The organism is Niallia sp. FSL W8-1348, from assembly GCF_038006745.1.
Classification (GTDB): domain Bacteria; phylum Bacillota; class Bacilli; order Bacillales; family Cytobacillaceae; genus Niallia; species Niallia alba.
This window is the reverse complement of the sequence record NZ_JBBOVV010000001.1, coordinates 464781-477583: the sequence shown is the minus strand read 5'-3', so window position 1 is coordinate 477583 and position 12803 is coordinate 464781. Positions and strand designations below refer to the sequence as shown.

Below are 12803 nucleotides of genomic sequence, written 5' to 3'. Positions count from 1 at the left end.
TGGCTTTATATTCTAATGTTTTTAGTAAGGAAAGAAGGTAACTAATCTGTGAAAATAGGTGATCATTTTCCAAAATGGAGCGCGCCGACAATGTGGATAAATGGGGAAGTAAAACAGCCAGATGAACGAAGGGATAGACTAACTTTACTCCATTTTTGGTCTGTAAGTTGCTATTTTTGTAAAAGAGCTTTGCCAGAATTAAATCAATATAGAGAGCTTTATAAAGATATACTTACTATTATCTCTGTGCATATTCCAAGAACAGAGCATGATTTAGATATTGAATCGATAAAAAAGACTGCGGAACAGTATAATATGACACAATCCATTTATGTTGATCATGACTTTCAATTAGCTAAGGCTTTTTCGAATGAATATGTCCCTTCCTACTATTTATTTGATAAAAAAGGGACATTACGTTATTACCAAGCTGGTGGAACTAATTTAAAAATGTTAGATACCCGTATCAGCCGTGTAATTAAGGATATACCGTAGAAAATTGATTATCTTTAGGGAATTGTAAACTTAATGATGAGAGTGTATATTTACCAAACGATTTAATGTTATAATAATGACGTTTACTTATATGAAATTTTTACGATTGTTGGAGGATTTTATAGTGAAAAGAGCATTTGCGGTTATTGGCCTAGGAAGATTTGGCGGCAGTATTTGCAAAGAATTGACCGAATTAGGTATGGATGTAATGGTTATTGATAAAAGTGAAGAAAAAGTAAATGAATACGCAAATCTAGTTTCACATGCAGTTGTAGGGAATGCAGTAGATGAAACAGTGTTAAAAAGTCTTGGAATCCGTAATTTTGACCACGTTATTGTAGCGATAGGGGAGGATATTCAAGCGAGTATTTTGACAACCTTGATGTTAAAGGAACTGGGTGTGAAAAATATTACCGTTAAAGCTCAAAATGACTATCATGAGAAAGTATTAAGTAAAATAGGGGCAGATGCAGTTGTTCATCCAGAAAGAGATATGGGAAAGAGAATAGCTCATAATATTGTTTCAAATAATGTCCTTGATTATTTAGAACTGTCTGATGAGCACAGTATTGTAGAGATTAAAGCAAGTCATAAATTAGATGGTCGATCCATTATTGACTTAGATATTCGAGCAAGATATGGCATTACTATAGTAGCGATAAAAAGAGATAGGGAAATTATTGTATCTCCTCAAGCATCAGAACCAATAAGAGAAAAAGATATTCTAATTGTTATTGGAGCAGACTCTGATATTAATCGTTTTGAAAAAAAGGTAATGTCCTAACAAATAAAAAAGAGCTAATTGTTCTTTAACCTGAACAACTAGCTCTTTTTTTTTTGATTCGTTAAACTTCCATAATGATAGGAAGGATCATTGGTCTTCTTTTTGTTTTTTCGTAAAGGAATGGAGAAATGGTATCAATAATCTCATTCTTTATTTCAGACCATTGGGTTGTTTTACGTTCCATTACTTTATTTAAATGTTTACTTATTAATGCCTGTGCATCGTTGATTAGATCGCCAGATTCACGCATGTACACAAATCCTCTAGAAATAAGGTCAGGTCCAGCAGCGATTTTGAAGTCATTCATATTAATGCTTACAACAACAACTACTAAGCCCTCTTCTGAAAGGATTCGACGATCGCGTAATACGATATTACCGATATCACCAATTCCGCTGCCATCTATATAAACATTTCCAGATGGGATTTTACCCGCAACTTGTGCAGTATCACTTGAAAGTGCCAATACTTCACCGTTGTCCATAATAAAGCAATTTTCCTCTTTTACCCCGCAATCAACAGCCGTCTGTGCGTGTGTTTTTTGCATTCTAAATTCTCCGTGGATTGGCATGAAGAATTTAGGCTTTATTAATCGAAGCATTAACATTTGTTCTTGCTGTCCGCCGTGACCAGAAGTGTGAATATTGTTAAGTGGTCCATGAATTACCTCAGCGCCAGCACGATAAAGCATATTGATAGTTTTATTAACACTAAGTGTATTACCTGGTACAGGATTAGAAGAGAATACAACAGTATCTCCAGGGATAATTTGAATTTGTCTATGTGTTCCATTAGCAATTCTTGATAAAGCAGCCATTGGTTCCCCTTGGCTTCCTGTACATAAAATCACTACTTGATTAGCAGGTAGTCGATTAATTTGTTGAGGATCCACAAATGTTTCCTTCGGAGCCTTAATAAAACCGAGCTCTAAACCAATATTAATAGCTGCCTCCATGCTTCGTCCAAATACAGCTATTTTACGACCGAATTCTACAGCAGCGTCTGTTACTTGCTGTAAACGATAAATATTGGAAGCGAAAGTAGCAAAAATTAATCTACCATCAGCTTTTATAAACGTATCATGAATACTTTTTCCAACTTTTTTCTCGGACATTGTAAAATTAGGCACTTCACTATTTGTACTGTCTGATAATAAGCACAAAACTCCTTCTTTACCAATCTCAGCCATTTTGGTTAAGTTTGCAGGTTCGCCAACTGGAGTAAAATCAAATTTGAAGTCTCCAGTGTGAACAATGTTTCCTGGTGGAGTTTTAACAACAATACCATAAGAATCAGGAATACTATGTGTCGTTCTAAAGAAGGAAACAGATGTTTTTCTAAATTTAATAACATCATCTTCTTGAATTTCGTGCATAGTAGTTTGGCGTAATAATCCATGCTCTTCTAGTTTATTACGAACAAGAGCTAATGCTAATTTACCTCCGTAAAGAGGAATGTTAACTTGTCTTAAAAGGTAAGGAATACCACCAATATGGTCTTCGTGACCGTGCGTGATAAATAAGCCTTTAATTTTGTCTACATTCTTCTCTAAAAAAGAATAGTCAGGAATAACATAGTCAATTCCTAAAAGCTCGTCCTCAGGAAATTTTATTCCAGCATCAATTAAAATAATCTCGTCTTGAAACTGGACACCATAGGTATTTTTACCGATTTCCCCTAGTCCTCCCAGGGCAAATACAGCAGTTTGATCGTTTTTTACAAATTTCATTATTCAATCTCCAATACTGTAAAGTCTTCATTTTGTTGTTCATATTCTAAGAATGCACCTTCTACACGAGTTATAAACTCAATATTATATGGTTTTTCTGCTAGTTTTGTTCTAACATCTCTTTCAGATTGACCTTTAACATAAATAGTTCTTGTCTTTTCTCTTACTGGTACCTCTGTTTTTAAATCTTGAAAATATACTTTGAATATCATGGTAATTCGCTCCTTAATCATTTGTATCTGAAAATAATTATATAAAAAAATAACATGTTTTTCATGTTTTTTCTTTTAATAGCAATTGGTATATGAAAGGTTCTTTTTCAGTAAATCAATTTTTAAATTTTATTTAGAAAAGGTTGATTTTGTGAAAAAGTTTTTTACCCATAATTTATGTTTGATAAACACCGATAATATTAGACTGTAGACAAACTCTTGAATTTTAGAAATAAAAGTTTGTATATAGGGTATTTATTAATCCCTTTGAAGAGGGATGTTGCTTTCCACTCCAAGCAACGCATGAGTATTCCATTTAACTTTTTTAAAATCAGTTTGTCGACAAACTGAATATTACGTATGTTTATGTACTTAGACCTATTATGAAATCGTTATTAAAATAAAAGGTCAGACTCATTACCACAAAGCTTGAATTATATAGTGGTATAATAACCACTATATTAAACAAAACGTGGCATAGGTCGGACCATAAAAATACCCTTCAATTTTTTAAGCTATTGATTTTTTACGCAGTAAATCTTTCCACTGTTTTAAAAGCTTTTTTCTTAGCTTCTTTAACATAGTGGATCATCTCCTTAGTTCTATTTTAAACCATTCTTGTACAAAGTAAAGTCATCTTCTCATTTTATATTTCTTTTTGTAAAAAAATAGTTTTTTTGAGATGGGGTTTTTACCGATCCAATCTTATAAAATTGAAGGTGATTTTACATTTATTTATCTAACAATAGAATGGTTCGTTCATAAGGCTTTTAACAAAAGAAACTAAACTATATTCTACGACATTTTGAAAACAGCCTTTTATATTCATAGTATATGAATTTTTTTGTAAGATTCTCATGGATAATGTTGGGAATTGTAAAATAGGCTAAAAATATTAAATGTTTTTTCCTAATTTTATTTGAAAGTGTTTTTATTTTTGGGAGCAAGGAAGAGAAGAGAGGCTCGATAATTTCTCTATAATCGAACCATAATCAAAGTAAGAAAACACTATACTTATCTTTCTACAGGGATTGCGTTATCAATAGGAAGGAAAGGCTCATTTTCATTTATATGATCATAAAACATAACACCGTTTAAATGGTCAATTTCATGTTGAAAAACGATAGCAGGCAAGCCTTTAAGACGTAATTTAACTTCCTTGCCATCCAAATCAATTCCTTTTAATGTAATTCTTGCATATCTTGGTACATAACCTGGAATGGTTTCATCTACAGAAAGACAGCCTTCTCCTGTAGTTAAATAAGCTTTTTCAATCGAATGGCTGATGATTTTAGGATTGAATAGAGCATAGCTGTATTGTTGGCCATTTTCATCTTTCACATGAACAGCAATCATCCGCTTTGAAATATTTATTTGGGGAGCTGCTAAGCCTACTCCACCTCTTAAACCGTATTTTTCCGCTAATTCGGGATCTTGACTATTTATTAAATATTCCATCATGCTTTTTAAAAGGGCTTTTTCTTCCTCAGTTGGTGGCATGCTAACTTCTGTTGCCACTTTTCTCAATGTGGGATGGCCATCACGAATAATATCTGTCATTGTTATCAAAATAATCACTTCCTTGTTTCTATCTATAAAAGTAGTCTAACAGAGAAAGAATAAAAAGTTAATAAAGAAACTTCCATTAGTGGAGGGACCTCATCCCCATCATGGTTGATTGTATTTATCGGACCTTTACAAGAGTATTTCAGCACTTAGCTTTCTCGATTTTTCGCAGCTTGAGGCTGGAGATTACTGTTCGTTAAAAGTGGGATAAAAGAGAATAGTACTTTATGCAATAAGATAATTATATATACCCATAATATTTTACAGGACAAGCTAATATGTTTATTATATAAAACTATTTTTAAAAGTTGTAAGAAGTATTCAGAATGATCTTCACTAAGTGGGAGTGAAAATTCATTATTGGGGAATCAATACTGGTATAATTTCATTTTTTCTAGTGAGAACAAACTAATTATTTAGTACGATTTAGCTTTTACCAACGCTGAGATGAGTAGTAAAAACGGTCAACCTTTATTGTAAAAATACAGAAGAATCGATATAGTTATAAGAAAGTGAGGAGGAAACAGATGAAACGAAATGCTTTAATTATTAGCACAATCTTGTTATTTGTGATGATTGCTGCTGGGTGTAATTTTAAGTCTCCGAGTGAGAAAATGTATGAAAAATTAGAAGAAGTAGTTGAGATCGAAAGTGGTTTTGAAGAGCAACAAGAGCCACTTGTCAACTTAGAGAAGAAAGAACAAGACATCTATTCTAAAATAATTAGTCTCGGCTTAGAAGATATGGATGAAATTACGAAATTATCGGATGAAGCTCTAGAATCCATTGCTAAAAGAAAAGAATATATGGATAAAGAAGCAGAAAGTATAAAGCAGTCCCAAGAAAAGTTTGAAACGATAACAACTGAAATGGAAGATTTAGAAAAAAAGGATGAAAAACAGTTAAAAGAAAAAGCAGACGAGCTATATAAAACAATGATGGCCCGCTATGAGGAACATGATAAATTATACGCTAATTACATAGAAGGGCTGAATAGCGATAAAAAGCTTTATGAAATGTTTAAAGAGGAAGACGTTAGTATGGATGATTTAGAAAAACAAGTAAAAAAAATAAATGATACGTATGAAATGATTTATGATAACAATCAAAAATTTAATGAACTAACGAAAAAATATAATGAATTAAAAGTGGATTTCTATAAGGAAGCTGGAATAAAAATTAAAATGAGTAAAGAGGAAGCAGAAAAATAAAGTCGTTTTTTTATGTCTTGATTAAGGTCTTTATATACTAATTGTAGATTTACCCCTCTTAGCGGGCTGTAATGCTAACTAGAAGCTACAGAAAATAGAGGAAGTTAGGTGCTAAGGTCCGATTAGTTTTCCTTATAAATGTCACAGAATAGAGTACGTCTGTACAAGCATGAATTTTGCTTGTTTGGGCAAACTTTATTCTGTGACTTTTTTGTTGGAGATAAACATTAAATGGAGCGGGGAGCTGCAAAACGTTCATAGTACTTTATCGTTACAAGCTTCCTTACAATAAATAAGGAAGGAGATCCTAATCCTTAATAGAAAAATCAAAATTTTCGACAAGGATAGAAATTATTATAAAACAGTTGCGAATAGTAATATCTGTATGATACAGATACTGTATTGCAAATAATACAGTTGGATTAATTTCATGTAAAAAAATAATAAAAACTTAGAGCTTAAAGATTGACGGATAATATTTAAGTATATTAAACTTATAAATGTATTGAACAGTTGTATTAATATTTACATATAAATAATTGATACAGTCTATACGGAAACCGAATTAATTTATAAGACGTTTTTTCTTGCGTATTTTGTGGAAAACTGTTTTAGTATGGTTTTTTTTGTTGCTTAGAGTTATATGCTGTAAGTAATAGAAAGCGTTACCCAACTGAATGTTTACCACATTCAAACACATTGTAAATATGTAATGCTTTTACAGGAAAAAGTCTTTTAATATGAAAGGAAAGGGTGGCTTTAATGGCTTCTAAAACAAAGAAGGCACAATTTGATGTGCAAGCACAGCTTGAACAAGTGGCAAACCAATTTCAAACACTTCAGATTTTAAATGAAGAGGGCGAAGTTGTAAATGAATCTGCAATGCCTGATTTAAGTGATGAGCAATTACAAGAATTAATGACTCGTATGGTATATACACGTATTCTTGATCAACGCTCTATTTCATTAAACAGACAAGGTCGTCTAGGTTTCTATGCACCTACTGCAGGACAAGAGGCTTCTCAATTAGCTTCACAATTTGCATTAGAAAAAGAAGATTTCATTCTTCCAGGATACCGTGATGTTCCACAACTTATCTGGCACGGACTTCCTTTATCTCAAGCATTCTTATTCTCACGTGGTCACTTCCAAGGAAACCAAATTCCTGAAGGAGTAAACGTGATTTCTCCACAAATCATTATCGGTGCACAATACATCCAAACAGCTGGTGTAGCATTAGGAATGAAAAAACGTGGTGCTAAATCTGTTGCAATTACTTATACAGGTGACGGTGGTGCTTCACAAGGTGATTTCTACGAAGGAATTAACTTTGCTGGTGCATTCAAAGCTCCTGCAATTTTCATTGTTCAAAACAACCGTTTTGCAATTTCTACTCCAGTTGAGAAACAATCTGCTGCGAAAACAATTGCTCAAAAAGCAGTTGCTGCAGGTATCCCTGGAATTCAAGTAGATGGTATGGACGCTTTAGCAGTATATGCTGCTGTTCATGAAGCTCGTGAAAGAGCAATCAACGGAGAAGGTCCAACGTTAATCGAAACTTTAACTTACCGTTATGGTCCACATACAATGGCTGGGGATGACCCAACTCGTTACCGTACAGCTGACCTTGACAGCGAGTGGGAAAAGAAAGATCCATTAGTACGTTTCCGTAAATTCCTTGAAAATAAAGGCATTTGGAATGAAGAAAAAGAAAACGCAGTAATCGAGCGTGCTAAAGAAGAAATTAAAGAAGCAATCAAAATTGCTGACGAAGCTCCAAAACAAAAAGTTACTGACTTAATGAACATCATGTATGAAGAGCTACCAGCTAACTTAAAAGAACAATATGAAATTTATGCAGCAAAGGAGTCGAAGTAAGCCATGGCGCAAATGACTATGATTCAAGCAATCACTGATGCGTTACGCACAGAATTACGTAATGATCCAAACGTATTAGTATTTGGAGAAGACGTAGGTGTAAACGGCGGTGTATTCCGTGCGACAGAAGGTCTTCAAAAAGAATTCAGTGAAGATCGTGTATTTGATACTCCATTAGCTGAATCTGGAATTGGCGGTTTAGCAATCGGTTTAGGACTTCAAGGTTACCGTCCAGTACCTGAAATTCAATTCTTTGGTTTTGTTTATGAAGTAATGGATAGTATTTCTGGACAAATGGCTCGTATGCGTTATCGTTCAGGTGGCCGTTATAATTCACCAGTAACAATTCGTTCACCATTTGGTGGTGGAGTTCATACTCCTGAACTTCATGCGGACAGCTTGGAAGGATTAATGGCACAACAACCAGGTCTTAAAGTTGTTATTCCATCAACTCCTTACGATGCTAAAGGACTTTTAATTTCTGCTATTCGTGATAACGATCCTGTTATCTTCTTAGAGCATATGAAATTATACCGTTCATTCCGTCAAGAAGTTCCAGAAGAAGAGTACACTATTCCTCTTGGAAAAGCGGATGTTAAACGTGAAGGTAAAGACCTTTCTATCATTACTTATGGAGCAATGGTTCAAGAGTCTATTAAAGCAGCAGAAGAATTAGAAAAAGAAGGATACTCAGTGGAAGTAGTTGACTTACGTACAGTTAGCCCACTAGATATCGAAACAATCATTGGTTCTGTTGAAAAAACAGGAAGAGCTATTGTAGTTCAAGAAGCACAAAAACAAGCTGGTATTGCAGCTAATGTTGTTGCAGAAATCAATGATCGTGCAATTCTAAGCTTAGAAGCTCCAGTTTTACGTGTAACTGCACCTGATACTGTATTTGCATTTACACAAGCAGAAACTGTATGGCTTCCAAACTTTAAAGATATTATTGAAACAGCTAAAAAAGTTCTAACTTTCTAATTAGTACCGAACAAAATTTGCATGACAATTAGAAGAAAAGTTAGTTAAAGAAGAAAATTTTTTCATAAGAATTATTAGGAGGTTGTCACATTGGCTTTTCAATTTAGATTGCCTGACATCGGTGAAGGTATTCACGAAGGCGAAATCGTAAAATGGTTTGTTAAACCAGGCGATAAAGTTCAAGAAGATGATGTATTATGTGAAGTTCAAAATGATAAAGCAGTAGTTGAAATTCCTTCTCCAGTTGAAGGTACAGTAGAAGAAGTTTTAGTAGAAGAAGGAACAGTTGCTATCGTTGGTGATGTATTAATTACATTCGACGCTCCTGGCTACGAAAACCTTCAATTCAAAGGTGACCATAGTGATGAAGCTCCAGCTGCTGAAGAAGCAAAACCAGAAGCTGTTGAAGAAAGCAAAGCGCAAGAAGCGGATGTTGATCCAAGCAAACGCATCATCGCAATGCCTTCTGTACGTAAATATGCACGTGATAAAGGGGTAGAAATTCAACTTGTTTCTGGTTCTGGTAAAAACGGACGTATTTCTAAAGAAGATATTGATGCACACTTAAACGGTGGTGCTGCACCTGCTAGTCAACCTGCTGCAGAAGCTGCTCCAACAGAAACTGCAACGGAAGCACCTAAACCACTTGCTATTCCAGAAGGAGACTTCCCAGAAACTCGTGAGAAAATGAGCGGAATCAGAAAAGCTATTGCAAAAGCAATGGTAAACTCTAAGCACACTGCTCCTCACGTAACATTAATGGATGAAGTAGAAGTGTCTAAATTAGTTGCACATCGTAAGAAGTATAAAGAAGTTGCTGCAGCAAAAGGTATTAAATTAACATTCTTACCTTACGTAGTAAAAGCTTTAACAAGTGCATTAAAAGAATTCCCTGCTTTAAACACATCATTAGATGATGCGACAAGTGAAATCGTTCATAAGCATTACTACAATATCGGTATTGCTGCTGATACAGAAAAAGGCTTATTAGTTCCTGTTGTTAAAAATGCTGATCGCAAAGGTATCTTTAACATCTCTAATGAAATTAATGAACTAGCTGTTAAAGCAAGAGACGGTAAATTAGCTCCAGCTGAAATGAAAGGTGCATCTTGCACAATTTCTAACATTGGATCTGCTGGTGGACAATGGTTTACTCCGGTAATTAACCATCCTGAAGTTGCTATTTTAGGTATTGGTCGAATTGCGGAAAAAGCTATCGTTAAAGATGGAGAAATTGTTGCTGCTCCAGTATTAGCACTTTCTTTAAGCTTTGACCACAGAATGATCGACGGAGCTACTGCTCAAAATGCAATGAATCATATTAAGCGTTTATTGAACGATCCAGAACTATTGTTAATGGAGGCGTAAGAACATGGTAGTTGGAGATTTTCCTATTGAAACAGATACTATAGTCATTGGTGCAGGTCCTGGTGGATATGTTGCAGCAATTCGCGCAGCACAGTTAGGACAAAAAGTTACAATCGTTGAGAAAAACGTATTAGGTGGAGTTTGCTTAAATGTTGGATGTATTCCTTCTAAAGCTTTAATCTCTGCTGGACACCGTTATGAGCATGCTGCACATTCTGCAGACATGGGTATTACAACTGAAAATGTAAAAGTTGACTTCACAAAAGTTCAAGCTTGGAAAGACAGTGTTGTTAAAAAGCTTACTGGTGGTGTAGAAGGACTTTTAAAAGGAAACAAAGTTGATATTGCATATGGTGAAGCATATTTTGTAGATGCTAACACATTAAAAGTAATGGATGAAAAATCATCTCAAACTTATACTTTTAAAAATGCAATTATCGCAACAGGATCTCGTCCTATCGAAATCCCAACTTTCAAATTCTCTAAACGAGTTCTTGATTCAACTGGTGCTCTTGCACTTCAAGAAATTCCAGAGAAAATCGTTGTGATCGGTGGAGGATATGTTGGTACTGAATTAGGTGGAGCTTACGCTAACTTTGGTACACAAGTAACAATCCTTGAAGGTGCTGATGAAATTCTTGGTGGTTTCGAGAAACAAATGTCTTCATTAGTTACTCGTAACTTAAAGAAAAAAGGCGCTGAAATCATTACAAAAGCAATGGCTAAAGGTGTTGAAGAAACGGACACTGGAGTTGTTGTTAAATATGAAGTTAAAGGCGAAGAAAAATCAGTTGAAGCTGATTATGTATTCGTAATGGTTGGTAGAAAACCTAATACAGACGAACTTGGTTTAGAACAAGTTGGTGTGGAACTAGGCGAACGCGGAATCATTAAAACAGACAAACAATGCCGTACTTCTGTAAGTAATATCTTTGCTATCGGTGATGTTATTTCTGGTCCTCCATTAGCACATAAAGCTTCTTATGAAGGTAAAATTGCTGCTGAGGTTATCGCTGGACATAACTCAGAAATCGACTATTTAGGAATTCCTGCAGTTGTATTCTCTGAGCCAGAATTAGCAACAGTTGGTCACACAGAAGCTACAGCTAAAGAAGCTGGAATTGAAGCAAAAGCTGCTAAATTCCCATTTGCAGCAAACGGTCGTGCTTTAGCACTTAACGATGCTGAAGGTTTCTTAAAGCTTGTTACACGTAAAGAAGATGGTCTTGTTATCGGTGCTCAAATCGCTGGTCCAAGTGCATCTGATATGATCGCTGAACTAGGCTTAGCAATTGAAGCTGGAATGACAGCAGAAGATTTAGCTATGACTATCCATGCTCATCCAACTTTAGGTGAGGTAACAATGGAAGCAGCTGAAGTTGCAATGGGTAACCCAATTCATATCTTGCGTTAATAATCAAAAGAAGTCCTCGAATGAGGGCTTCTTTTTTTTGCCTTTGGCTCTGTTAAAGGTTAATGTTGATATTTGATACCTGTCCGAATCCTTGATATAATCAACATAAGAACAAACATTCGATGGAGGGTTCAAGGTGAGCAAAGCGTTTAGCAACTTGTTAAAGTATATCGACAAATTACCGCATACAAAAAAAGAACAAGTTTATCAATGGGTTAAACGCTATGTTGAACCATCATCTTCTGTTGGTGGTCGTTTAATTAACGAAATGAGGGAAACTCGTTTTAAAGAAGGTTTTGAGTGTCCTCATTGTTCATCAGAACACGTTGTTCGATTCGGAAAATATAATGGTCGCCAACGCTATCGCTGTAAGTGTTGCAACAAGACTTTTACTGATACAACAAACACTGTTTTGTTCCGCACTCGGAAAGGAAACGAATGGATTACATTTGTTGATTGTATGTTCAAAGGATATTCCCTGCGAAAATCGGCTGAAATCGTAGGGGTTACTTGGGTTACGCTTTTTTATTGGAGACACAAACTGTTAAACGCCTTAAAACAAATGGATATTGAACATTTTGATGGTATCGTTGAAATTGACGAGACCTATTTCCTGTACTCTCAAAAGGGACAACGAGGCATTATTGACCGTAAACCTCGAAAACGCGGTGGTAAATCTAAGCACAGAGGGATTAGTCACGAACAGGTTTGTGTTCTCGTTGCCAGAGACCGAACAAAAGCAACCGTCTCCAAAGTTGCTTGTATGGGGCGTATTGTAAAGACAAAAGTTGATAGTTTAATCGGTTCTAAATTGTCCAATGAAAATGTTCTTGTCACAGACGCTTGGAGAGCCTATAAAACCTATGCGAAAGAAAAGGGTTTAGAGCATTACCGAATTAAATCTGACGGTGGAAAACACGTTATTAAGGGTTTGTATCATATTCAAAATGTAAATGGTCTCCATTCCCGATTGAATCAATGGATAGACCGTTTTAAAGGTGTGGCTACAAAATATCTTGATAATTACCTTGCTTGGTTCTTATTTGTCGATAGTCGAAGTAACGAAAGCACGAAACAGCACATTAAGGAATTTCTACTAACTTCATTTGTATTTGAAATGACGGATACTTATGATAGTTTGCGTTTATCAAAATTCAGTGTGTAA

Annotated in this window: 11 protein-coding genes; 8 read left to right on the top strand and 3 right to left on the bottom strand. The window is 35.0% G+C overall.

Features of this window, described 5'->3' with window-relative positions:
• The first annotated feature begins 48 nt into the window (after positions 1-48).
• Both NST60_RS02415 and NST60_RS02410 read left to right on the top strand, forming a co-directional pair.
• Entirely contained in the window at positions 49-495 is a 447-nt protein-coding gene (locus tag NST60_RS02415) for a TlpA family protein disulfide reductase (protein ID WP_016200950.1), read from the top strand.
• A 124-nt stretch (positions 496-619) separates the two neighbouring features.
• Positions 620-1279: a potassium channel family protein gene (locus NST60_RS02410; protein WP_016200951.1), complete on the top strand. Its 660-nt coding sequence runs from the start codon at positions 620-622 to the stop codon at positions 1277-1279.
• A 61-nt stretch (positions 1280-1340) separates the two neighbouring features.
• Here NST60_RS02410 and rnjA read toward each other — a convergent pair whose 3' ends face one another.
• The 3 genes from rnjA to def all read right to left on the bottom strand — a co-directional run bounded on the left by rnjA (position 1341) and on the right by def (position 4789).
• Complete coding sequence (gene rnjA / locus NST60_RS02405; protein WP_016200954.1) at positions 1341-3008, bottom strand: ribonuclease J1; 1668 nt, start codon at positions 3006-3008, stop codon at positions 1341-1343.
• A complete protein-coding gene (locus tag NST60_RS02400) occupies positions 3008-3220 on the bottom strand; it encodes a DNA-dependent RNA polymerase subunit epsilon (RefSeq protein ID WP_101730082.1) in 213 nt (70 codons plus the stop codon). Before NST60_RS02400 ends, rnjA begins: the two co-directional genes overlap by 1 nt.
• Positions 3221-4234: 1014 nt before the next feature.
• On the bottom strand, positions 4235-4789 hold the full coding sequence (def, locus tag NST60_RS02395; protein ID WP_016200956.1) for a peptide deformylase: 555 nt from the start codon (positions 4787-4789) through the stop codon (positions 4235-4237).
• A 524-nt stretch (positions 4790-5313) separates the two neighbouring features.
• Between def and NST60_RS02390 the strand changes: the two genes are divergently transcribed.
• The 6 genes from NST60_RS02390 to NST60_RS02365 all read left to right on the top strand — a co-directional run bounded on the left by NST60_RS02390 (position 5314) and on the right by NST60_RS02365 (position 12803).
• A complete protein-coding gene (locus NST60_RS02390; protein ID WP_341098077.1) occupies positions 5314-5997 on the top strand; it encodes a YkyA family protein in 684 nt (227 codons plus the stop codon).
• Between the two features lie 762 nt (positions 5998-6759).
• The gene (gene pdhA / locus NST60_RS02385) at positions 6760-7875 is read left to right on the top strand and encodes a pyruvate dehydrogenase (acetyl-transferring) E1 component subunit alpha (protein ID WP_016200958.1); all 1116 of its coding nucleotides are present in this window, start codon (positions 6760-6762) and stop codon (positions 7873-7875) included.
• A gap of 3 nt (positions 7876-7878) precedes the next feature.
• On the top strand, positions 7879-8856 hold the full coding sequence (locus NST60_RS02380; RefSeq protein ID WP_016200959.1) for an alpha-ketoacid dehydrogenase subunit beta: 978 nt from the start codon (positions 7879-7881) through the stop codon (positions 8854-8856).
• Between the two features lie 90 nt (positions 8857-8946).
• Positions 8947-10224: a dihydrolipoamide acetyltransferase family protein gene (locus NST60_RS02375; protein ID WP_016200960.1), complete on the top strand. Its 1278-nt coding sequence runs from the start codon at positions 8947-8949 to the stop codon at positions 10222-10224.
• A 4-nt stretch (positions 10225-10228) separates the two neighbouring features.
• Complete coding sequence (gene lpdA, locus NST60_RS02370) at positions 10229-11638, top strand: dihydrolipoyl dehydrogenase (protein ID WP_016200961.1); 1410 nt, start codon at positions 10229-10231, stop codon at positions 11636-11638.
• A 136-nt stretch (positions 11639-11774) separates the two neighbouring features.
• A complete protein-coding gene (locus NST60_RS02365; protein ID WP_101730080.1) occupies positions 11775-12803 on the top strand; it encodes an IS1595 family transposase in 1029 nt (342 codons plus the stop codon).